This is a genomic window from uncultured Finegoldia sp. (assembly GCF_947252345.1).
Lineage (GTDB): Bacteria > Bacillota > Clostridia > Tissierellales > Peptoniphilaceae > Finegoldia.
The window spans coordinates 60,431-82,747 of the sequence record NZ_CAMXVC010000001.1 but is presented as its reverse complement, the minus strand read 5'-3'; the positions used below and the strand labels follow the sequence as shown (position 1 = coordinate 82,747).

Here is a 22,317-nt window from a genome sequence, read left to right as displayed (position 1 = left end):
TTTTGTGTGAAAAAATACGGAGAAGACTTCGCAATCGCAGAACAAGAACCAAAAGTTAGAAAAATCTACGACAACAACCTGCGACAAAACGAAACTCAAATCATAAATCCGGGAAAGCCCACAATCAAAAAAATACACTACGAAGATATAAACGGCCAGCCCACAATAAAAAAAGAAGAAATAATCGAAGTGGGAGAGGATAGAATCGTAAAAATCGGAACAAAGGGAATAGTTGATGACTTTAAAAATCAAAAATCTGACAAATAATGTGAATAATTTTGAAAAGTATGATATAGTATAATGTAGACAAATGAGTTGGGGGATTCATTTGAAATTTACAAGGGGGAAAATAAAATGACAAGTTTAAAAGGAACAAAAACAGCGACTAATTTGATGGCTTCATTTGCAGGGGAAAGCCAAGCAAATATGCGCTACACTTACTTTGCAAAAACTGCAAAAAAAGAAGGATACGTTCAAATATCTATGATTTTTGAAGAAACTGCAAGAAACGAAATGGCTCACGCAAAAAGATTTATGAACTTTTTGAGCGAAGACCTACAAGATGCTGAAATACAAATCGAAGCAGGATTTCCAGTTCACTTAGGAGACACTAAGAGTAACCTCAAATCAGCAGCAGAAGGAGAACACTTTGAATGTTCAAGTATGTATCCGGAATTTGCCAAAATAGCTGAAGAAGAAGGATTCAAAGAAATCGCACGTGTATTCACTGAAATCGGAGAAGTAGAAGAAGCTCACGAAAGAAGATACAGAAAATTATTGGCAAACATCGAAGAAAACAAAGTATTCGAAAGAGACGAAGTTTACCTATGGAAATGCAACAACTGCGGCTACATCCACGAAGGCAAAACAGCACCTAAAAAATGCCCAGCATGTGCTCATCCACAATCATTCTTCGAAATCTTCAGAGAAACTTATTAAAATTATACAATCAAGCCCCAAAAGTTTTATGACTTTTGGGGTTTTTTATTTGAAAAAATCGCTTTAGATTATTAATATTAAAGCGATAATGTAAACAAAAAACCAGCAAAATCTCCTCTAATTTACAAAAAAAGTTGACAACTGGCTAAAAATAGTATATAATCTCTTTGTAAATAATTATCTATGGGTACCAAATAAATATTTTGGTAGTTTTTATCTGATGACTATTGCTCGATAAAGAGCCTGGAAAGCATCTGATGTGATGCTCTTATAGGCTAAAAAGAACAATAAGGTTCAGAGTTTTTACAAGAAAAAATCAGCAAACAAAAAAGCATCAAAACCAGAGATTGCAAAGGCAAGTTAAACTTGAACCGCAGTCTTTTTTTCGTGGTCAATTTTAACTTCCTAAATTTCTAAACGGGAGAAGATAAAATGCTTAGTAGAATGCTAAAATTTTTCGGATTAACTAAAAAAGGATTAATAAAAATAATTCTAGGATGTGCTATCATGGCGTTCGCAGTAGTGAACGTACATAAACAATCAGGAGTAACAGAGGGCGGAGTGCTCGGAATGATGTTGTTTTTGAACAAAGTCTTCGGATTTGACCAATCAATAACATCCGTAGTATTGGATGTGAGCTGCTACGTTCTTGGATTTTCGATAATGGGATTTGATTTTGTGAAGAAAGCCTTCGTAGCCACAATGTCATTTGCAGTATTTGCGAAAATCTTCAACATCATCGGACCGGTGTTGCCAAGTATGTACGATGTGCCATTGTTAGCAAGTATTGTCGGAGGAATCTGCATCGGAATAGGATGCGGACTTGTAGTGAGCGAAGGTGGAGCAGCAGGAGGCGACGACGCCTTGGCGATGACGATATCCACAAAATCGGGACTCAAAATATCATTGGCGTATTTGTTCTCGGACGTCACAGTGTTGGCATTGTCACTTATGTACATTCCAATCGACAGAATTATGTTCTCACTTTTGACAACTGTAATATCATCGTTCTTGATAGGACAATTCGAAGTGAAACTACCAAATCCAGAAATAAAAATGGCAAATCAAGCCATATCAAAAGCTTAAAACAATCAAGCCTAGTGCTTGATTTTTTTATTGAAAGAAAAATTTGGGTATATATAATTAACTGGAGGTTTTTATGGAGAGTACGAGAAAACTAAAATTTTCCAATCTTTTGATTGCGATTTTACAAGGAGTTATCCTTTTACTTTTGTTCGTGATTCCAGAGCTTGTTGTTGGAGTGATTGGAGGAGTTGTTGCCAAGTTTATAGGATTTGATGGTAATTTCCAAGATTTTTATGTGAAAAATGGGGCGGCTTTTCTTCTTTGTGGACAAATCTTGAGGATTATTATTTTCCTTTTAATCATTAAATTTAGAACGAAGATTTTTCAAACGAAATACAACAGGGATTACTTAAAGAAAAGAAAGATTTCTTTTTCTGAAATCGTGAAGCTTTTCGTGGTGGGAATTGGTCTTATTGGTCTTATCAATATTACTGTTTTTTTGATGATGTATTTGGGCAAATTTTTCCCACAAATTGTGGCAAGCCGTGATGTGTACAACAAGGCATCTGAAGAATTGATGAAGGGCAATATGATGTTGTCGGTTCTTGCTATTACTATTTTCGCTCCGATTTCCGAGGAGTTGATGTTGCGTGGGACTTTGTTCACAGAAAACGAACGACTTCTTCCTTATAAATGGGCGATTGTCCTGAACGGGATTGTGTTCGGAGTGTTCCACTTTAATTTGTTCCAAGGAGTGTATGCACTAATCGGAGGGATTGTGATTTGTGCGGTCTACTTCTACACGGAGTCCATTTACGCATCAATTCTTCTTCATACGATTAACAATTCTCTGAGTTTGCTCGTTTCCTTCAACGAAAAGTTGCTTGCAAAATATGCGGTTGTTTTTTCGATTGTGATTTTTGCGTGTACGATATTGATGTTTGTCTTCTTGAAGGATTTCAAGAACGACTGGAAAATCCGACACTCAAATTGCGAGGAAATCGCAGAATGAATTTGAACTTATAGTCTATCCCCGATGCTAAAATTTGCATTGGGGTTTTTGTTTGCAAAAGCTTGTGAGGTTGATTTTTTTGGCTGGAAAATATAGTATAATAGCATATAAGAGAGGTTAGATTATGATTTATTTGGATTATGCTGCGACATCTTTGAAAAGGGTGGAGCTTATTGAATATATTATGAATAATATGATGGATTTTGATGCGAATGCTGACAGTATTCACAAGATGGGAAGACTCGCCAAGAAGACGTTGGAGAGTTCCCGTCATGAGATTGCGAAGTTTTTGAATACTTCTGATGATAGGATTGTGTTCACAAGTGGTGCGAGCGAATCCAACAATTATATCATCAATAATTTTTCCAATGAAAACTACGATATCATCACATCACAAATAGAGCATCCATCTATTTTGAATCCGTTAGAGCACAGCAAATCCAATGTGATTTTGATAGATGCAAATCAAAACGGTGTGGTCAATTGCGACGAAATCATACGAAACATCACACCGGATACAAGGCTGATTATTCTTCAACACGTCAACAATGAAACGGGAGCCATCCAACCCGTGAGAAAACTCGGCGAATACTTGAAAGATACGGACATTTGGTATCACATCGACGCCACTCAGTCGGTGGGCCATATTGATGTCGACATTGAGGATTTGCACTGCGATTCGCTGTCTTTTTCGGGGCACAAACTCGGTGGGCTAAACGGATTTGGGGTGCTATATATAAGGAAGGATTTGGACAATCTGATTTATGCAGGTGAGCAGGAGAATTACAGACGAGGTGGCACTTCTTTTGTGATGGGGGCGTACACGTTGGAGAAATCCCTGGTCAAATCTGTCGAAGAACGTGAGTATATTGCAAATTTGAAGAAGACTTTCTTGGATAATATACATTTTGATTGCGAAATTAATGGTAATGTGGACAATTGTGCATCTCATATTTTGAACTTATACATTCCTTTTGAGAAGAATGATTTCTTGTTGACTTATTTGGATATGCACGGAGTGTGCGTGTCGGCAGGGTCTGCTTGTTCTGCAGGTAGCATCACAAATTCGCACGTGATTGAAAATATGTACGACGGACAAAGGGCAGAACATTCGGTGAGGTTTAGCTTTGGGTTTAAAAACACCGAGGAAGAAATATTGAAAGCGGTAAATGTGTTAAATGAACTGTACGAAAAGGGAAAAAACAATGGATAATTCGAAAATAAAAGTAGTAGTGGGAATAAGCGGAGGCGTGGATTCGTCGGTGGCGGCGCTTTTGTTGAAACAGCAGGGATATGATGTCGTGGGGATTTTTATGAAAAACTGGGACGAGACTGACGACGACGGAGTTTGCACGGCAGAAGAAGATTACAAGGATGCGGTGGCTGTGGCGAATGAAATCGGCATAGATTATTATTCCATCAATTTCGAGAAGGAATACTACGACAGAGTGTTCACTTATTTCTTGGACGAATACAAAAAAGGCAGAACGCCCAATCCCGACATAATGTGCAACAAGGAAATCAAATTCAAAGCGTTCTTGGATTTTGCGATGAAGCTCGGTGCAGATTATGTGGCGACGGGTCACTATGCGAGAATAGAACAAACTGATGACGGAGTGAAGCTACTTCGTGGGCTTGACAACAACAAAGACCAGACGTATTTTCTGAGCCAACTGACGCAAGAGCAAATCAAAAACGTGATGTTTCCAGTTGGAGAACTCCAAAAAAAACAAGTGCGTGAGATAGCCAAGAAATATAATTTGGCAACTGCTTACAAGAAAGATTCTACGGGGATTTGTTTCATCGGAGAGAGAAACTTCAACGAATTTTTGTCGCACTATTTGCCGGCGAAACGAGGGAACATCGTAGATGTCGACGGAAATATCTTGGGCAAGCACAACGGACTGATGTATCACACAATCGGTCAACGAAGGGGACTCGGAATCGGCGGAGACGGAGCAGCGTGGTTTGTGTGCGGGAAAAACTTGGACACGAACGAATTAATCGTATGCCAAGGAGAGGACAACCCACTGTTGTACTCCAACAAATTATACGCCAGTCAATTTGAAACATCGCTTAATCATTTGGACAGAAACGAGTTTGACTGCACAGCCAAATTCAGATACAGACAAAAAGACATCCGAGCGCACGTCAAATTCATCGACGACACAAATGTCGAAGTCACATACGACGACACGAAAGCCGTAACACCGGGACAAGCAGCGGTGTTCTACGACGGCGAAGTGTGCATCGGCTCTGCGATAATAGATGAAGTATACAACGGAGATAAAAAATTAATGGTATAAAACAGTCCACTAGGTTGAAAAATCTGGTGGATTTTTTCCAATTGCTACAAAACGTCAAATAGTGAATAAATTGACGATATTTGTGGTATAATTAATAAAAGCAAAAATGGAGGAGACTATGGAAAAACAAGAAATAAAAGAAGCCATTGATGTATGCGATGATTTGGTGATAAAACTAGAAGATGTACTAAAAGATTTGAAATCAGCAAAAAACTGGGCGTTGGCAGACCTTTTGTTCGGAGATGGTATGATTGGGTTTTTCAAGAGAAGCAAAATGGAAAAAGCACAAAGCAAACTCCAACTAATCAAACAACTCTCACAAAAACTACAAAAAGAATTGTCGGACATTCACGTGGAGCTGGAAGACTTCGGAGATTTGTATTCGATGAAGGAGTTCATGCTAGACATTGTGTTCGACAACCCATTTACCGATTGGAGAATCAGAAAAGAAATCAACCAAGTGTACGACTCGACGAATGAGTACTTGGAAAATATCGAAATGTTGAGAGACAGTCTAACAAAGGAATACAACAAATTGTAAAAATATTTTGGAATAGTTGTTTAAGTTTAATAAAAAGCTTTACACAAAAGGCGGAGTATCATGAAAATGATAAAAAACTTACAATTGTGGCAATACTTTTTGCTATATCACTTGTGTGCAATGCGTATTTTCTAACGAATATGACAAAGGCTGACGATGCTGACACTCATAGAATAATTGAAAGATACGTTAAGGAAAATCCTGAAAAAGAAGACGATACTTTAATTAAAGCTACATTAGAAAAGTTTGCCAAGGACGAAAAACATTTGGTATTGACTCAAAATGGCAAAGACGTAACCAAACAACACGAAAATAAGCTGTTGGAATTCAACAAAAACAAAGACTACAAAGCAGCCAAAGAATACGTCCTCAATGAAAACATATCAATCGGTTATTCAGATGACAATATAAAATAGACAATTAGCAGTTAAGTATATAATTAAAATCTACTATGAAAACAAGAAAAATAATTTTAATGATAATGCTTGCTTTTATTTCTGTAGTGTTATCTATAGTATATGTTGCAAAATCAAATAAGAATATTAGTGATTTATCAGAAATTAACACATCAATTAAAACTTATAAAGTAAGATTTGAAAGCGATAGAGGTTTCGGAAATGATAGGCTTGACATCTATTCTTTTTCATTGAAGAGTCAGGATAATCTCAAAGATTTTAAGCAAAAGAATGACGAACTCGATCAGATTTTTGATAACAATTTTGAGACTATGATGCTATCTGAACAAGAAAAAAACAATCAAATACAAGAATTAAAAGCAGATATTGAGAAATTAAAAAATTCAAAGCATATACTTTATAAGTATATTGAAAAAGATGGAACAAAAAAATTATATTTGTATGATAAAAATGCCAATATAGGTTATTGTATGATACTGACAATATAAAATAGAAAACAAAAATAGCAGCTCATGGCTGCTATTTTACTTTACTACGACTTGTACTCCTTTAAGTATGTCGAATGTTATTTTTTTATTTCTTTTAAATTTTTGACATGCTCTCTATTACTAATATTTAGTTTGTTTTCTTCGATTAACTTCAATATATTATCAATATCTGTTTCGTTTATTATTTCTGTTGATGAAAGTTCTTCAATATTTTTAGCTACTTTTGATATTTTGCAAACTACAGAATTTTTTACTTCAAATTTGATTTCAGCTTCTGGTGAAAAAGCTACTATTGAAAAATATCTCATATAAGGATAAGAATCTTTTATAATGGATTCAACTGCTTTAATGTGGGCGTAGTTTTGCAAAATAGGATTCATGAAGTTTGTTTTATTTCCATAAATATTTTGCGTCCACTTTTTTGCGTGTTCTGATCCATAAATCCAACCTTTATAATTTTTGGTTTCGACTGAAAATATACCATATCTTGAAACTACTAGGTGATCAATTTGTGTAGTTTTTGTATTACCTTTTTTGTTTTCTAAAACAAGGTTGTTTATAATTCTGTATTTTTCTTTATCAAGACTATTTAGTTTGATTTTTACAGCTGATTCACCCATAGCTCCCTTTAGACGTGGTAGCAAGAGCTTGGCAATCACACAAAAAGCTAAAAATAATCCTAAAATAATGTAAATGTCGTGCATAATTATTTCCTTTGTGAAAAATTTTGATAAAAATATATGTTTTCTAATACATTATTTTACGACTACTTGTATTCCTTTGAGTATGTCTAATGTTTCTTGGTTTAGTTTTTTATCGAAGCTGTCAGTTAAGTTCTTGTCGACTGTGACTGTTGCTTCTGGGTTGAATGTTTTGGCGAGGACTGCGTTGGAAAGCACGCAGATGTTGGATACGAGTCCGCACAATTCTATCTGTGAAAATTTATTTTCTCGTAAGTAATCGCAAAGTTCGATGCTGCCGAATGTTGGCTTTTCGATTAGTATGTCTTTTTCTTCGACTAATTGTGCTATTTTTCCGTATAGTTTGTGTCCGTCTGTTCCTTTGATGCAGTGTTTGACTGGAAGAAATTTGCCTTCTTGTGTGTTCAAGTAATTGTCTTGGTGTGTGTCAAATGTGAAGATTATTTCTTCGTTGTCTTCTCTTGCTTTTTTGATTCTGTCACAGATTTTGTCTTCAAGTTTGTTTGCTCCGTCGAAGCCCAAAGCTCCGTCAACGAAATCATTTTGAAAATCTACAACTATTAAAAGTTTTCTCATTTGTATCTCTCCTTTAAGTTATTATATCGCAAATGGAAAAATTTTTACAATAAGTGTTTGAAATATCACAAAATTGGTATATAATCATAAGGTTAGGAAAATTATTTTGAGCAATCAATCGGCAGAATTTTGTTGTTTGATTGTTTTTTATGAAGGAGAAAATATGGAAAAAGTTTATATAACAGGCCACAAGAACCCCGATACTGATTCTATCTGTGCTGCGTTGGCTTACCAGGAGTTTAAGAGTAGAACTGGTGAGGAGAATGTCGAGGCGATTAGGCTTGGTGATGTCAACAGGGAAACTCAATTTGTGTTGGATTATTTTGGAGTGGATGCTCCTACTTTCAAGGATTCGATGAAGTCACAAGTCAAGGATTTGAGTTTTGATGTGGCTATGTGCGTGTCGCAAAATGCGAGCTTGTACAAGGCGACTAATATTATGCAGGAAAAAAATGTGTCAAGTTTGCCGGTTATTGATATTGAGGAGAGACTTTTGGGAGTGGTGTCACTTTCTGATATTACAAAATGCTATATGGATGTGTGGGATGACCAGATTCTTTCTCATTCAAAAACTCCCGTTGAGAATATCATAGATGTGTTGAGCGCAAGTGTGTTGAACATTCCAGAGCAAGACAGGGATTTGCCGGGAAAGATTGTCGTTGGCGCTATGAATCCAGAGCAGATGTCGAGGTTTTTGGAAGAGGGAGATGTTGTAATCCTCGCAAGTAGGGAGGATTCTCAATTAGTTGCGATAGATAAGAATGTGTCTATGATTATCTTGACGGGTGGCAACAAGTTGAATGATGAGTTGCTAGAAAAGGCGAGAAAAAAGGACATTATCGTCATTTCAACGGAGCTTCAGACTTATATGGCAGCTCGTCTTCTTCCACAATCTGTGCCGGTTAATTACGTTATGACGAAGGATGATGTTGTAAGTTTTTCGTTGAATGACACTGTCGATGATGTGAAAAATACGATGTCCAAGACGAGATACAGATTGTATCCTGTTGTCGACAATCAAAACAAGGTTGTGGGAAATATTGCTAGATATCACGTGATAAACGAGGAAAAGAAGAAGCTTATCTTGGTTGACCACAACGAGAGAAATCAGTCCGTTGACGATATGGAGTGCTGCGACATTAAGGAAATCATCGACCACCACAGGGTTGCGAATATTTCTACGCAAAATCCTGTTTATTTCAGAAATGAGCCGTTGGGTTCAACTTGTACGATTATTTCGAAGATGTTTTTGGAAAAGGGCATAGTTCCGACAAGACAAACTGCGGGCTTGTTGTGTTCGGCGATTATTTCCGACACGTTGTTGTTCAGGTCTCCGACAGCGACAGAAACCGACAAGATGATTCTCGATAGAATGGCGAAAATCGCCAACATAAATCCCGAAAAATTTGCGATGGAAATGTTCAAAGCGGGAACATCATTAGAAGGAAAATCACCAGCAGATTTGTTAAACACTGACGTCAAGGCGTTTAAGATAGAGTCATTTGATTGTCGAGTTGCACAAATCTTCTCGATGGATTTGGACAATCTCGAAAAAATCAAAAATAGTTTGCTCGAAGAGATGAACAAAATCAGAAACGACAAAAAAGAATCTACATTTGTACTAATTCTAACCGACATCTTCAGAGAAGAAAGTGAGGTTTTGGTTTCGGGAATGTTCCAAGAGCAATTAGCACAGGCTTTTGATTCGAAGATACACGACAATTCATTCTTGGCTAAGGGGCTTCTTTCGAGAAAGAAACAAATGATACCAAAACTTAACCAAGCTGTGATAAAATATATTCAAGAGAATTAATTCGAAAGGGAGAGATAATTTGAAAATTGCAATTTTAGGGGCAGGAGCAATGGGTTGTATGCTTGCAAAAGCAGCTCAATCTCCTGAAAATGAAGTGAACTTAGTCGATCCATACGAAGCTCACATGAAAAAAATCGAAAAAGATGGAATCAAAATCATCAACAGAGCCGGTGGCGAATGCGTTGTCAAAGTCGATTACGCTAAGACTGACTCGAAGGATTTGGACATTCAAGATGTCGTTGTAATCCTCGTAAAAGGATACGACACAGAAAAGATTTTGAGAGAAAATATGAATTTGGTAGGCGACAAGACGATCGTCATGACTTTGCAAAATGGAATCGGAAATGTCGACATTATCAGAAATGTTGACATCAAAGAGGAAAACATCGCACAGGGAATAATGTTCATCTCCGCGTCAATCGAAGAGCCGGGCGTCATCAGCGCAGGATATGACAGCGACAAAACCAATATTATTTTCGGAGCTGTCAGCGACAAGCACGACGACAAAGTATTCAAAGACATCGAAAAAGCTTTCAACAAGAATGAAATAATCACAGAATTAAATCCAGACGTGGACAGAATAATGTGGAGAAAATTATACATCAACGCCATATACAACCTACCTTGCGCAGTTATGCACTTGTCCACAAAATACACTAGAACTGACGAAAACTCCGTAGCGATTTTGAAGAAAATCTCAGACGAGTTCATAGCCGTTACTGACAAATTGGGCTACAATTTCGACGGCGACAAACTTTTCAGAAAATACGTCACAGATGCATTCGAAGAATACGGAGACATATTGCCATCTGCAGCACAAGATACACAAAAACACAGAAAAACAGAAGCAGAATTCTTGAATGGAGCAATCGTAAGACAAGCGAAGAAACTTGGACTAGAAGCACCAGTCAATGAAACAATCTACAGACTAGCAATGGTTCAAATGAACAACTACGATAATAGATTTTAGTTTGATTTTGGGAATATAAATCAACGAAAATTGCGAGGAAAATTTATGTCAGAACAAGAAATTTACGAAATTACGAGAAATTATGCCGTAGTCACAGCGGTATTCCTGCTCGTCAACATTTTTAATTTTTACATCACATTGAAACAAAAATCAAACGTGATTCTCAACGTAGTGGTAGCAATCGTACAAGTTGCGTTGGTGTTTGGAATGTGGAATATGAACTTCACAATCACGTTGCTACACGATGGAATGGGCGCAAATGACACAATGCTCGTGAAATTCTGCTTATACGGAAATATCTTTGCACTATTATTGATGGGTATTAGCGCAATAATAACCATTAGAAATATCTTAAAACAACGTAAAGAACAAACAAAATAAAATTACTAAAACAAGACCACCAACAATAGTTGGTGGTCTTTGTCTACAATTGTACAGATTGATTATTGCCAGTAAATATTATAAAATGAATTAAAACAGGAGGGAACGTATGAAAAACAAATTCAAATTAATCGTTTGCGTGAGCTTTATTTTGGTATTATTTGCAAGTTGCAACCAAAGACAAGATGAGCCTACAAAAAAAGCCACAGGAGTTGAATCCAAAAACGTAACCACAGAAGAAGACAAACAAAAAGCCATCGCAGAGTACGAACAAAACATCAAAGGCGTCAAGGAAATCAAAGTTGCAGAGCTTTCCAAAGTGAGTGCCGGAAAAGAAATCACGGTGTATCTTGGAAGAAAAAATTGCCCAGATTGCCAGAAGTTTTCAAAAATATTCAAGCCGTTCGTGTCGAAATACGAAATCTACTACATAGATAGCGTCGCTGGAATCAAAAAATCTCCAGAAGATTTGAAGAAATTCAGAACCAACAACGACCTCAAAACAGTACCAGCGGTGTTCAGGGTTAAAGACGGCAAAATCACCGACAGAATGAACATCGACGACAAAGTGGGAACTACATCAGAAGAACTACAAAGCTTTTTTGATAAAAAATAAGTCAAAGCCATAACGTTAGTTATGGCTTGTTGTATTTATTAGGATTGTTACCAAACTTCTTTTCCTGTAACTTTTCCCCAATCAATATCTTCTTTTTCATATTGCCCATTAAAATCTTCAAACAAATCTTCAATCTTCATTTCATCATCAGACGAATTTTCGATTATTAGTTTGTTGTACTCAATTTTTAAATCTAAAATATCATCGTCTTTCCAATTCAAAACATCCAAAATCAACCTTGGAATTTGCAACACATGAGAATCTCCACACTTAGATAATTTGGTTTTCATAATTCCTCCAAAAGCTAAATTATTAATATCTAATATATACTTTTTTAAAAATTTCTGAATGTAATTTCCTAAATATTAAGAAAAAATTAAAGAAAAAAATTCAAAGTATTTTTTGGGAATATTTTCACAAATAAGGTTATATTTTTACTTAAAGTTGCTTATTTTATTAAAAAACAGGGTAAATATACAATAAGTTTAATAACTGAAAATATTTTTAGGAAAAATAGTTTATGAAAACAATTAAAGTGGAATAAACGTCGCAATCCAGAATCAAAGAAACGCACTAATCTGATGTATTCGTGGTATTATGCTGATGGATTATATAATTATTTAAGATATAATCTAGGTATTTTTTAGAATAGGAAAAATAATGGGGATGTCAATAGATGGATATTACAAATAAAAAATTTTTTAGAGGTTTATTAACCCTAATTTTTATAGCTGTTATATCGACAGCGTGTGGTTCTAAAAAAGAAGTCAAACTAACAAATGAACAGAAAATATGTGTTGGAAACTATTTTGATAGGGCTTTTAAGGGTATTGAGGTAGGAAAAGACAGAAAACTGACAGATAATGAAATTAAACAAATTACAAAAGTTTTTGTTGAAAAACTGCCTTCATCTAAATACTATGAAATTAAAAATATAACTTCTAATTTTTTCGAAGCGGGTAACTATAATAATCCTAAAGAAATGAATTTAGAAGCATTTATTTCATATTTTCCTAACAAAAATTTAGAAGAAAATACAAATGAGTTTAAAACTACTATAAAAAAATTAGAAAAGCTGGATAATTTTTCTGAGTTTGAATCTTCGAGTAAACTTATGCCATTGGTAAAAATCGATAAGAATCTAGTTGATGCAACATTGCAGAAATATGCAGATATTGTTTCAGATGATATGATATATAAGGATAAATGTTTGTATTTGAAGGAAACTAATAGTTATTATACATTTGTAAGCGATGTATCTATTGGCACTTTTTATCCAACTGAAGGAGAAATCAAAGGAAATAATTTGATATTAGAAAACTCATATTCAACTCTTATACTTGAATTTAAAGACCACAAATTCATCATTAAATCTTTTATAGAAAAATAAAAATAATAACGGATTGTAGATTTTACTCTACAATCCGTTATTTTATTCCAAAACTATGAGAAGTTGGTCTGTGTCGATGGTGTCATTTTCTTTTATCAGGATTGATTTTACAATTCCCTCTGATTTGGATAGTATGTTTGTTTCCATTTTCATAGCTTCAACTACTACCAATGGGTCGTTGACTGATACTTTGTCGTTTTCTTTGACTAGAACTTTCACGACTCTTCCTGGAATTGATGCCCCGATTTCTTTGTCGTTGTTAGGGTCTGCGATGGATTTGTTGTCTTCTTCACGTTCGGTGATTTTTGCAGACTCATCGAACACTCTGACCTCACGTCGGTTGCCGTTGACTTCGTAGGTGAAGTTTCGGTAGCCGTCTTTTTCCAATCTTCCTTTTTCGATTAGTTTGATGATGAGGATTTTGCCTTCTTCTATCGGAACTTCGACTGTTTCTTTTTCGTTTATTCCTTCGAAGAATGTCGGAGTGTCCATATAAGTGAAGTTGCCTTTTGCCTTTCTGTAGTCGATGTAATCTTCGAATACTTTCGGATAAAGTGCGTGTGAGATGATGTCTTTTTCGTCAAATTCCATTTTGTATTTGTCTTGTAAATCTTTTTTGTCTTTGTCAAAATCAAATGGGTCGAGGTAAAGCCCAGCTCTCTTTGTGATTGGCTTTTCACCTTTTAATACGATTTTTTGTAATTTTTCGTTGAATCCACCTTCAGGTTGTCCCATCATTCCTTTGAAGAATGAAATTACGGAATCGGGATAGTCGAGGCTTTTGCCTTTTTCGTAGATGTTTTCCGGAGTGAGTCCGTTTGACACCATAAATATCGCCATATCTCCGACCATTTTTGACGAAGGTGTAACTTTGATAATGTCGCCGAGCATATCGTTGACTTTTTTGTACATTAATTTGACTTCGTCGAATTTTTCTCCAAGCCCGAACGATTCTACTTGTGGTTTGAGGTTGGAATATTGTCCTCCAGGAATTTCGTAGCGATAAATTTCTGTTGTACCGCTTTTCAAATCGCTCTCGAATTGTGAGTAGTAGGAGCGAACGTCCCTGTAGTAGGAGCTTATTTTGTCGCAATTTGAAAGGCTTATTCCCGTTTGACGTGGAGTGTTTTCGAGCGCTGCCACGACGGAGTTAAGCGCAGGTTGGCTTGTGAGTGAACTCATCGAGTTGAAGCAAGTGTCCACGATGTCGACTCCCGATTCGCAGGCGTTGATTATCGTAGCGACTCCGTTTCCCGTCGTGTCGTGTGTGTGCAAATGAATTGGAACAGAGACTTCGTTTTTCAATGCTGAGATTAGTTTCGTTGCGGCGTACGGTTTTAACAACGCGCTCATATCTTTGATTGCGATGATATTCGCTCCGATGGATTCCAGCTCCTTCGCTTTTTTCACGTAATATTCTAGTGAGTATTTGTCTCTTGTTTCGTCCAAGATGTCTCCTGTGTAGCAAAGTGTTGCTTCCAAGATTTTTCCTTGTTCAAGTACGCTGTCACAGGCAAGCCTCATTCCGTCGATGTAGTTGAGCGAGTCGAACACTCTGAACACGTCGATTCCGTTTTCTGCGGCTTTTTGTACGAATTTCACCACGACGTTGTCGGGATAATTTTTGTATCCTACGGTGTTGTTTCCACGAAGTAACATTTGGAATAAAATGTTCGGGATTCTTTTGCGGAGTTCTTGTAGTCTAACCCATGGGTCTTCCTTCAAAAATCTGTAGCTGACGTCAAATGTCGCACCGCCCCACATTTCCAAACTGAACAAGTCCTTCATCAATTCATTGGTAGCTTGTGCGATTGGAACCATATCTCTCGTTCTCATTCGTGTCGCCATCAATGATTGGTGAGCATCTCTTAGTGTAGTGTCAGTTATTAGAAGTTTTTGTTGGTTCAAAATCCAATCGCTGAGTCCCTTCGCACCTTTTTCTTCGAAAATATCTTTGGTTCCTGTAGAATTTGTCTTGGTAAATTCGGGAATTTGCGGAGTGTTGTATTCTTTTTTGTCACCTTTGATGGAGCGTTCGCTTAGAAAGTTCAACACTTTTAATTCTTTATCCGTCGAAGGTTTGATGTCGAAAAGTTTCGGGTTTTTCGAGATAAATCCCGTGTCGCACGTTCCCTTGTGAAATTCTTCTGTGTTCAAAACGTTGATTATAAATCCGATGTTCGTCTTGACACCGCTGATTTTAGTCTCACGCAACGCACGAATTGCCTTGCTTATGGCGTCGTTGAAAGTTCTTGAAAATGCGGTGATTTTAACCAAAAGCGAATCGTAGTACGGAGTGATGACGGAACCTGTGAATCCATTTCCACCGTCAAGTCTTATTCCAAATCCGGAGCTCGTACGATACAAATCAATCTTTCCTGTGTCCGGCATAAAATTATTAGAAGGGTCTTCCGTCGTGATACGACATTGGATTGCGTAACCATTCGTGTGGATGTCATCTTGTGAGTAAATTCCAATCGCATCATCGTCAAAGCTCTTGCCGTCTGCAATCAAAATCTGCGTCTGAACGATATCAATTCCGGTGATGAGCTCACTGACTGTGTGCTCAACTTGAACTCTCGGATTGACCTCGATGAAATAGTGGTTTTCCTCCTCATCCACCAAAAACTCCACAGTACCGGCGTTTGTGTAGCCGACTTCCCTGCAGATTTTGATGGCGTCGTTGTGAAGCTCATTCTTCGTCTTTTCGGAAATCGAAAATGCAGGAGCAAATTCCACAACTTTTTGGTGACGCCTTTGAATGGAACAATCCCTCTCGTACAAATGAAGAATGTTTCCGTGGTTGTCAGCTATGATTTGCACCTCGATGTGTTTCGGATTGCGGATGTATTTTTCGATGAACATATCATCCGAGCCGAAAGCCTTCTTAGATTCGTTTTGCGCACTGACAAAAGAACTCATCAAATCGGATTCTTTTTCGACAATTCTCATACCACGTCCGCCACCACCGGCACAGGCCTTCACCATAACTGGATAGCCGATTTGGTTTGCGATTTCCAACGCCTCGTTTTTGTTCCTGATAGGAGTTTCCACGCCTTCGATTGTTTGCACACCGGCTCTCTTGGCAACTAACTTCGATTGAACCTTGTCGCCCAAGCTATGTAGAACAAATTCGTCAGGGCCCACGAAAATAATTCCATTTTCCTTGCAACGTCTAGCAAATTCTGCATTTTCGCTCAAAAACCCATAACCAGGATGAATCGCATCACAGTGTTTGAATTTTGCAATCGCAATGATTTTTTCGATATCTAAGTAGCTCGACAGAGGAGACGCCGCATCCTTTATCAAATAAGATTCGTCTGCCTTTGTTCTAAACAGCGAAGTCTTGTCCTCCTCGCTGTATATAGCGACGCTTCTTATTCCCAGCTCACTACAAGCTCTGAAAATTCTAATAGCAATCTCGCCACGGTTTGCCACGAGAAGTTTTTTTATTTTATCCATATAACACCCCTCTAAATTTGGATATACTCAATATTATTTCTGTCTAACAATTCAATCGCATACTCATCCACACGATAAGCCTCGTGGTAATAAATCTTGCTGATGCCGGATTGAATAAGAGATTTCGTGCAGTTCAAACAAGGAAAATGAGTCACATAACAAATACAACCCTTCACAGAAATTCCCTCCTTCGCACAGTACAACAAAGCGTTCATCTCCGCGTGAATCGTAGCTATGCAATGACCGTCACGCAAAGTGTGACCCACCTCGTCGCAGTGAGGATTGCCACTTATCGCACCGTTGTAGCCTGTCGACACAATTCTATTGTCAGAGTTGACCAAAACGCAGCCGACAAACGCCCTGTCGCAAGTGCTTCTAGTCGCAACGTTCAATGCCAAATCCATAAAATATTCATTCCAAGATTTTCTCATAATGACCTCTCATAATAATTTAAAAAATTCTTTACCTTTAATATTATCACAAAAACACAAAAATCTAAACAGAAACGCCAAGGTAAGCACACAAAAGCTAAATCTAATTTATGTATTATCCAACAAATATTTTTCATTTTTTAAGCTTCAATTTCCACAGATTTAATTACTTCATTAGATCTTCCATGGCCAGACAATTCAGAAATAGTATAACGATAATCTGTAGGCATATTGTTTATAACCGAATCTTTTACACCATCCGCAGTAAAAGAAATTGGATGAATAAGTAAGATTTTTTGTTGTTTTCTTTATTAATATCAATAAAATCCATGCACTTTCTCTCCATTGCATAAATTAAATGATAATAACTATATATTATCCGATTAAAGTTGGAAATTTCTGAGTTTTCAACACAAAACGATTTTTGAGACAAAAAAAGATTCCAGAATCTTTATAATCCTGGAATCTTTATATCTTAGTTGTTTTATTTAACAATTTGTAAATTATAATTTATTGGTCTGCTATAGTTAACAACTTTTACTTCTACATCTTCAAAGCCTGGAACTTTTATAACAACTTTATCCTCATCATTAAGCCCAAAAATTACTAGTCCAGTATAATAATTGTTTGTTCCATATTCTCCTGCACAATATCCAAGTCTTTTTTCTCCAAAATTATATGGTAACTTTTCAAGCTTTTCTTGACCTTTTAGTACAGTGGCTTTTCCATCTTCTAAAGCCTTTAACCACTCTTTTGCTTCAGCGTCATTTTTATCTATATCTATGGACTTAGATTTTCCCATTTTTAATTTAGCACTAATATTTTTAGCCGGAGAAGTTACTGTTATTTCCTTGTTCTTTTTTTCAACAATTTGTAAATTATAACGTATTGGTTCGCTATAGTTAACAACTTTTACCTCTACATCTTCAAAACCTGGAACTTTTATAACAACTTTATCCTCATCATTAAGCCCAAAAATTACTAGTCCAGTATAATAATTGTTTGTTCCATATTCTCCTGCACAATATCCAAGTCTTTTTTCTCCAAAATTATATGGTAACTTTTCAAGCTTTTCTTGACCTTTTAGTACAGTGGCTTTTCCAGCTTTTAAAGCCTCTAACCACTCTTTTGCTTCAGCGTCATCTTTATCTATATCTATAGACTTAGATTTTCCCATTTTTAATTTAGCACTAATATCTCTAGCTGGAGAAGTTACTGTTATTTCCTTTGTAGTAGTTTTTGTGTTGTCTAACACTGAAGTTGCTTTAACAACAATTTTAGTACTAGTCTCATCACTTGCTATTGTCAAAAGTCCGTTCTCGTCTATGCTCGTATTAGCGCTAGTTTTTCCTTCAATTTCAAATTTAACTTTCTTATCTTCGTCCTTTAAGTTTTTTCCTTCAACAATCGCTGTTAATTTAAGGTTCTTTCCTTTTTCGAGGCTTGTTTCTGTATTTTTGATTTTTACAGATGATACCTCTTTGAGCTTTTTAATGTTTATTAATAAAGAACCATTAAACTCTGAATCTTTTCCCCATCTAACTTTGATAGTTTTTCCATTTTCAAGTTCGTCGAAGTTTAATATCTCTATATTTTCACCATTATTTTTTATCTTTTTTTCTTGTTCATTAATATCGTGCTTATTTCCAATTTGGTCAATTATAGGATTTTTCACAAGACTACTTGTAGCATCAATCTTAGCTTCTTGAGAGCCCATTTCTACCGCAACTTTAAATTTGCTTCTAAGCTTTCCTATAGGTGAGGCATCAAAAATATTGTTATAACCTAGTTTTAGTTCTCTTAGATTTGCCATATCAACTAGAGGATTTATATCAGAAATTTGATTATTTTGTAAATTCATTTCTGTTATTTCATTAAGTCCTTTTAAGAATGATACATCAGTCAATCCTGACCTAATGATTGTTAAATCGTCTAGCTTTTTAAGTTTAGATATAGGAGAAAAGTCCTTTACTTTTTTTGCATTATTAATCTTAAGCTCTGTTATATTTGTCAGATTTTTTAGCACGTCTAATGATTCAATATCTGGGTTGTTACTTATATCCAAATCTTCAAGATTTACTAATTTTTCCAACGGGCTTAGGTCTTTTATGTTATTCTCTGAAATGTGAATTTCCTTTAACTCTGTCAATTTCTTTAAACTATCTAAACTTTGAATTTTATTTCCATTAGCTAAAAGTCTAGTCATTTTAGTTGACTTCTCTAAAGGTGATAAATCTGTTATTTGCTTGTTTCCTGAAATATCAAGAATTGTTAATTTTTCGTGGTCTTTTAGAGCTTCAATAGAAGAAACCTTGTTGTTTTGAATAGATAATTCTTCAAGAGCCTTACATTCCTTTAGAGGGCTTATGTCAGTAATTCCTACAGTTCTATTCAAGAGTAGTTTCTTTAATTTTTTTAGATTTTCAAATCCATTTATTGATTTTATTCCTCTATTTCCATATAAATCTAACTCTTCAAGATTTGTTAAATATCCAATTGCACTTAAATCTTCTATTTTGTTATTTTTCAAAACTAATTTTTTAAGTTTTGTAAGTTCTTTAAGAGGAGTTATATCTTTAAGATATTGACCACTCTCTGCTAAATATTGGTCATCTAATTCAAGATTTTCTAAATTTTTACATTTTTTCAAAGGAGTTAAGTCGATGACTTCATTTCCTGTAAGGTCAAGGGTTGTCATATTTACAGCATACTCTAAACCTTCTAATGACTTTATTCCTCCCCTTCTTGACTGAGTGAAATTTAGATTACAATCAAGTCCTTTTAACTGTGACATCATTTTTTCAGTTATTTTCTGACCATCTTTGTAAATATTTTGATGCTTAAGTTGGTTTATTATCGCTTTTTTCAAAATCTCATCTTTAACAACTACTTCTTTTGAATTATCAATATTGCTTTGTGGATTTTCATTATTCTTATTAGGAGTTGTGGTAGAAGTAGTACTTGAAGTAGTACTTGAAGTAGTACTTGAAGTAGTATTTGAAGTAGTACTTGAAGTAGTATTTGAAGAAGTATTTGAAGTAGTACTTGAAGTAGTATTTGAAGTAGTACTTGAAGTAGTGCTTGAAGTAGTACTTGAAGTTGTATTTGAAGTTGTATTTGGAGTTGTGTTGCCTACTTTTGATTCTTCAGTTTTATTAGGGTTTAGTAATTTCTTTTCCAACTCCTTAGAAAGACTCTGTTCTCCTCCAACTAAAACAACTTTTTTAAGCCCTTGAAACTCAAATACTTCATTAGAAATGTCATTTCCATTAGTTAATAATATTGGCGCATGAAGATTTTTTGCAAGAGGTGTTGATGCTAAGGCGTCTGCAAAAACTCTTCCAGATGCTAATACAGCAGTGTCAAAACTTCCAAATTCTTTAGCTATTTGCATCGAAGTTTCATATCTATCTTTACCAGAAATTCTTTTTCCGAAAGTTTCTTTTATTGAATTTACCCCTCCAAAAGTATAAACAACATTATAATTTTGAGGGATATTTCCAGCTAAAGGTCCATCAACTAAAAGCAATGGCATACCTTTTTGTGACAAATATGCTCCTGCGCTTAAAGCATCAGGGAAATCCCTTCCCGTGGCTATCGCAATATCATTTACACCCATTTTTTCAACTATTTTAAGAGATGTTTCATATCTATCTCTACCAGCTATCCTGGATACCTTGAAATTTTTTTTCAAATTATTTTCAAGATTATTTGATATTGAGTTTTCTCCACCTACAATAGTAACCTCAGTTATTGACTTTGATTTTAATTTATCCACATCTAAAGTCTTACCATCACTAAGAACTATTGCAGCATTCTCTTTCCCTGCCAATGGACCAACAGATAACGCATCTGCAAAGCTGTTCCCGTTAGCCAAATATGCTTTATTTGTATCCATCTTCTCAAGAATATTAATGGATGTCTCATATCTATTTTTTCCATAAATTCTCTCCAAAGATAACTCTGACGAAGATGCACTAGCATATGTATTTACTGTTATTAAACTTGAAAAAATCATTGTCATAGCTAATAACAGTGATATGCTTTTTTTACTATTTTTTGTTTTTGTATTCATAATACCTCCTATAAAAATTTTTTTAGAGAAAAATCTCTAATACAATTCTAAGGCACATTGATATTGATTGTCAATACCATTTTTTCCAAAAAAATATTGATATGAACACAAAAATACGGAATGCGGATGGAGGGGCTTTTGTATGCCAAAATACACAAAAAAATTTAAAATAAAATTTGTACTAGAATACTTATCAGGTGAATGAGGTGGACTTAAATCAATAGCTAAAACATATAAAATTAGTGGATTGTATATCTGAAGATGAAATCAATCGGAATAATTTTTAATCATTTTTCACACACACAAAAAAAGCCACGCAATGTGGCTTAGGGAAATAAAATATTTACAAAATTATGCGTTGATTTTCTTTTCAAGAGCTGTGGTCAAAACTTCGGAATAATTGATATTTTGACGGTCACAAAGTCTAACCAACCATTCAGGGACAGTAACATTTTTTCTGATGGTTTTGTTGTTTTTGATAAATGGTGTGGGATCAACTTGAATCATAGACGTAAATCCATCTTCGACTTTTATTTTTGTAATATCACTTGGTTTGGGAAGTGGAAGATCTTCATCAATGAAAGTAGCCAACACGCTTTCCAACATTTGATGAGCATTCACCATTGCTTCTTCGATATTATCTCCTTCAGTTCCACCGCCAAACTCTGGAAATTCCACCCAATATGAATCTTCTTCTTTATGAAAAATAGCAGGATATGATTTTAACATCGTCTAACCTCCTTATGCTTTAATAATACGCATAATGCGCATAAAAGTCCAGCATTGTATTAGAATAAAATATTAGGATATAATAAAAATAGAAGGAGTTGAGGTAATGAAAATCACAACTGAAAATCAAGGTGTCGTAAGTTGTAGGGTGGACTAAGTTAAGAATTTATATTAAAATTGTGTTACGATGTAACACAAAAAAGGAGTGATATTATGGCTACTATAGCGATTAGATTGAGCGAATCGGATAAGGAACTTTTCACAAATGTTTCAAAAGAAAAAAATAAAACTTTATCCGACTGGGCAAGAGAATCATTATTGGAAAAAATCGAACAAGAGTATGATGAAAAGATAGTTGATGAGTATCTCCTTAACAAAGGCAAAATGAAATTTTACAGTGATGATGAGGTAAAAAAAGAGTTGGGTATATGAGGGTTGTTTATTC

The 22,317-nt window shown here is 35.5% G+C and carries 22 protein-coding genes; 15 read left to right on the top strand and 7 right to left on the bottom strand.

Annotated elements, in window-relative coordinates:
• Positions 1–6: 6 nt before the first annotated feature.
• From Q0X02_RS00400 to Q0X02_RS00360, 9 genes are all read left to right on the top strand, one after another.
• A complete protein-coding gene (locus Q0X02_RS00400; RefSeq protein ID WP_297809882.1) occupies positions 7–267 on the top strand; it encodes a G5 domain-containing protein in 261 nt (86 codons plus the stop codon).
• An 87-nt stretch (positions 268–354) separates the two neighbouring features.
• Positions 355–939, top strand: coding sequence for a rubrerythrin (gene rbr, locus Q0X02_RS00395; protein WP_297809881.1), 585 nt, complete (start codon positions 355–357; stop codon positions 937–939).
• Positions 940–1,371: 432 nt separating this feature from the next.
• A complete protein-coding gene (locus Q0X02_RS00390; protein ID WP_297809879.1) occupies positions 1,372–2,025 on the top strand; it encodes a YitT family protein in 654 nt (217 codons plus the stop codon).
• A gap of 73 nt (positions 2,026–2,098) precedes the next feature.
• Entirely contained in the window at positions 2,099–2,977 is an 879-nt protein-coding gene (locus Q0X02_RS00385; protein WP_297809877.1) for a CPBP family intramembrane glutamic endopeptidase, read from the top strand.
• Positions 2,978–3,101: 124 nt separating this feature from the next.
• Positions 3,102–4,190 (top strand): cysteine desulfurase family protein, encoded by a 1,089-nt coding sequence (locus Q0X02_RS00380; protein ID WP_297809874.1) that lies wholly within the window; start codon positions 3,102–3,104, stop codon positions 4,188–4,190.
• The gene (gene mnmA / locus Q0X02_RS00375) at positions 4,183–5,283 is read left to right on the top strand and encodes a tRNA 2-thiouridine(34) synthase MnmA (RefSeq protein ID WP_297809872.1); all 1,101 of its coding nucleotides are present in this window, start codon (positions 4,183–4,185) and stop codon (positions 5,281–5,283) included. The genes Q0X02_RS00380 and mnmA overlap by 8 nt, the downstream gene beginning before the upstream one ends.
• Positions 5,284–5,401: 118 nt before the next feature.
• On the top strand, positions 5,402–5,824 hold the full coding sequence (locus Q0X02_RS00370) for a hypothetical protein (protein WP_297809869.1): 423 nt from the start codon (positions 5,402–5,404) through the stop codon (positions 5,822–5,824).
• An 86-nt stretch (positions 5,825–5,910) separates the two neighbouring features.
• Positions 5,911–6,240: a hypothetical protein gene (locus tag Q0X02_RS00365; protein WP_297809866.1), complete on the top strand. Its 330-nt coding sequence runs from the start codon at positions 5,911–5,913 to the stop codon at positions 6,238–6,240.
• Between the two features lie 35 nt (positions 6,241–6,275).
• On the top strand, positions 6,276–6,728 hold the full coding sequence (locus Q0X02_RS00360) for a hypothetical protein (protein WP_297809863.1): 453 nt from the start codon (positions 6,276–6,278) through the stop codon (positions 6,726–6,728).
• Positions 6,729–6,805: 77 nt separating this feature from the next.
• On the opposite strand, the gene Q0X02_RS00355 is transcribed toward Q0X02_RS00360, so the two are convergent.
• Positions 6,806–7,432, bottom strand: a complete 627-nt coding sequence (locus tag Q0X02_RS00355; RefSeq protein ID WP_297809861.1) for a nuclease-related domain-containing protein — start codon at positions 7,430–7,432, stop codon at positions 6,806–6,808.
• 51 nt (positions 7,433–7,483) lie between these two features.
• Positions 7,484–8,005 (bottom strand): cysteine hydrolase family protein, encoded by a 522-nt coding sequence (locus tag Q0X02_RS00350; protein WP_297809859.1) that lies wholly within the window; start codon positions 8,003–8,005, stop codon positions 7,484–7,486.
• Positions 8,006–8,168: 163 nt separating this feature from the next.
• Here Q0X02_RS00350 and Q0X02_RS00345 point away from each other — a divergent pair, with 163 nt between their 5' ends.
• The 4 genes from Q0X02_RS00345 (at position 8,169) to Q0X02_RS00330 (ending at position 11,785) form a co-directional block, all read left to right on the top strand.
• Positions 8,169–9,818: a putative manganese-dependent inorganic diphosphatase gene (locus Q0X02_RS00345; protein ID WP_297809857.1), complete on the top strand. Its 1,650-nt coding sequence runs from the start codon at positions 8,169–8,171 to the stop codon at positions 9,816–9,818.
• Positions 9,819–9,837: 19 nt separating this feature from the next.
• Positions 9,838–10,788, top strand: coding sequence for a ketopantoate reductase family protein (locus Q0X02_RS00340; RefSeq protein WP_297809855.1), 951 nt, complete (start codon positions 9,838–9,840; stop codon positions 10,786–10,788).
• A 45-nt stretch (positions 10,789–10,833) separates the two neighbouring features.
• The gene (locus tag Q0X02_RS00335; RefSeq protein ID WP_297809853.1) at positions 10,834–11,169 is read left to right on the top strand and encodes a hypothetical protein; all 336 of its coding nucleotides are present in this window, start codon (positions 10,834–10,836) and stop codon (positions 11,167–11,169) included.
• Between the two features lie 109 nt (positions 11,170–11,278).
• Entirely contained in the window at positions 11,279–11,785 is a 507-nt protein-coding gene (locus tag Q0X02_RS00330; protein WP_297809849.1) for a DUF6568 family protein, read from the top strand.
• 47 nt (positions 11,786–11,832) lie between these two features.
• Here Q0X02_RS00330 and Q0X02_RS00325 read toward each other — a convergent pair whose 3' ends face one another.
• Complete coding sequence (locus tag Q0X02_RS00325) at positions 11,833–12,075, bottom strand: cell division protein FtsW (protein ID WP_297809846.1); 243 nt, start codon at positions 12,073–12,075, stop codon at positions 11,833–11,835.
• Positions 12,076–12,461: 386 nt separating this feature from the next.
• On the opposite strand from Q0X02_RS00325, the gene Q0X02_RS00320 reads away from it, so the two are divergent.
• Positions 12,462–13,175 carry a hypothetical protein gene (locus Q0X02_RS00320; RefSeq protein ID WP_297809843.1) on the top strand — a complete coding sequence of 238 codons (714 nt, stop codon included), beginning with the start codon at positions 12,462–12,464 and terminating at the stop codon, positions 13,173–13,175.
• A 42-nt stretch (positions 13,176–13,217) separates the two neighbouring features.
• Here Q0X02_RS00320 and Q0X02_RS00315 read toward each other — a convergent pair whose 3' ends face one another.
• From Q0X02_RS00315 to Q0X02_RS00300, 4 genes are all read right to left on the bottom strand, one after another.
• Positions 13,218–16,637, bottom strand: a complete 3,420-nt coding sequence (locus Q0X02_RS00315) for a pyruvate carboxylase (RefSeq protein WP_297809840.1) — start codon at positions 16,635–16,637, stop codon at positions 13,218–13,220.
• Between the two features lie 11 nt (positions 16,638–16,648).
• Positions 16,649–17,068, bottom strand: a complete 420-nt coding sequence (locus Q0X02_RS00310) for a cytidine/deoxycytidylate deaminase family protein (protein ID WP_297809837.1) — start codon at positions 17,066–17,068, stop codon at positions 16,649–16,651.
• 484 nt (positions 17,069–17,552) lie between these two features.
• Positions 17,553–21,143, bottom strand: a complete 3,591-nt coding sequence (locus Q0X02_RS00305) for a cell wall-binding repeat-containing protein (protein ID WP_297809834.1) — start codon at positions 21,141–21,143, stop codon at positions 17,553–17,555.
• A 351-nt stretch (positions 21,144–21,494) separates the two neighbouring features.
• Positions 21,495–21,872 (bottom strand): type II toxin-antitoxin system HicB family antitoxin, encoded by a 378-nt coding sequence (locus Q0X02_RS00300; RefSeq protein ID WP_012291195.1) that lies wholly within the window; start codon positions 21,870–21,872, stop codon positions 21,495–21,497.
• Positions 21,873–22,085: 213 nt separating this feature from the next.
• On the opposite strand from Q0X02_RS00300, the gene relB reads away from it, so the two are divergent.
• Positions 22,086–22,304 (top strand): type II toxin-antitoxin system RelB family antitoxin, encoded by a 219-nt coding sequence (gene relB / locus Q0X02_RS00295; protein ID WP_297809830.1) that lies wholly within the window; start codon positions 22,086–22,088, stop codon positions 22,302–22,304.
• Positions 22,305–22,317: the final 13 nt, after the last annotated feature.

What these genes read in the sequence shown, in the direction of transcription:
- rbr (WP_297809881.1), top strand. Translation starts at nt 355, where the DNA reads ATGACAAGTTTAAAAGGAACAAAAACAGCGACTAATTTGATGGCTTCA.
- Q0X02_RS00390 (WP_297809879.1), top strand. Translation starts at nt 1,372, where the DNA reads ATGCTTAGTAGAATGCTAAAATTTTTCGGATTAACTAAAAAAGGATTA.
- Q0X02_RS00385 (WP_297809877.1), top strand. Translation starts at nt 2,099, where the DNA reads ATGGAGAGTACGAGAAAACTAAAATTTTCCAATCTTTTGATTGCGATT.
- Q0X02_RS00380 (WP_297809874.1), top strand. Translation starts at nt 3,102, where the DNA reads ATGATTTATTTGGATTATGCTGCGACATCTTTGAAAAGGGTGGAGCTT.
- mnmA (WP_297809872.1), top strand. Translation starts at nt 4,183, where the DNA reads ATGGATAATTCGAAAATAAAAGTAGTAGTGGGAATAAGCGGAGGCGTG.
- Q0X02_RS00370 (WP_297809869.1), top strand. Translation starts at nt 5,402, where the DNA reads ATGGAAAAACAAGAAATAAAAGAAGCCATTGATGTATGCGATGATTTG.
- Q0X02_RS00360 (WP_297809863.1), top strand. Translation starts at nt 6,276, where the DNA reads ATGAAAACAAGAAAAATAATTTTAATGATAATGCTTGCTTTTATTTCT.
- Q0X02_RS00355 (WP_297809861.1), bottom strand. Translation starts at nt 7,432, where the DNA reads ATGCACGACATTTACATTATTTTAGGATTATTTTTAGCTTTTTGTGTG.
- Q0X02_RS00350 (WP_297809859.1), bottom strand. Translation starts at nt 8,005, where the DNA reads ATGAGAAAACTTTTAATAGTTGTAGATTTTCAAAATGATTTCGTTGAC.
- Q0X02_RS00345 (WP_297809857.1), top strand. Translation starts at nt 8,169, where the DNA reads ATGGAAAAAGTTTATATAACAGGCCACAAGAACCCCGATACTGATTCT.
- Q0X02_RS00335 (WP_297809853.1), top strand. Translation starts at nt 10,834, where the DNA reads ATGTCAGAACAAGAAATTTACGAAATTACGAGAAATTATGCCGTAGTC.
- Q0X02_RS00330 (WP_297809849.1), top strand. Translation starts at nt 11,279, where the DNA reads ATGAAAAACAAATTCAAATTAATCGTTTGCGTGAGCTTTATTTTGGTA.
- Q0X02_RS00325 (WP_297809846.1), bottom strand. Translation starts at nt 12,075, where the DNA reads ATGAAAACCAAATTATCTAAGTGTGGAGATTCTCATGTGTTGCAAATT.
- Q0X02_RS00320 (WP_297809843.1), top strand. Translation starts at nt 12,462, where the DNA reads ATGGATATTACAAATAAAAAATTTTTTAGAGGTTTATTAACCCTAATT.
- Q0X02_RS00315 (WP_297809840.1), bottom strand. Translation starts at nt 16,637, where the DNA reads ATGGATAAAATAAAAAAACTTCTCGTGGCAAACCGTGGCGAGATTGCT.
- Q0X02_RS00310 (WP_297809837.1), bottom strand. Translation starts at nt 17,068, where the DNA reads ATGAGAAAATCTTGGAATGAATATTTTATGGATTTGGCATTGAACGTT.
- Q0X02_RS00305 (WP_297809834.1), bottom strand. Translation starts at nt 21,143, where the DNA reads ATGAATACAAAAACAAAAAATAGTAAAAAAAGCATATCACTGTTATTA.
- Q0X02_RS00300 (WP_012291195.1), bottom strand. Translation starts at nt 21,872, where the DNA reads ATGTTAAAATCATATCCTGCTATTTTTCATAAAGAAGAAGATTCATAT.
- relB (WP_297809830.1), top strand. Translation starts at nt 22,086, where the DNA reads ATGGCTACTATAGCGATTAGATTGAGCGAATCGGATAAGGAACTTTTC.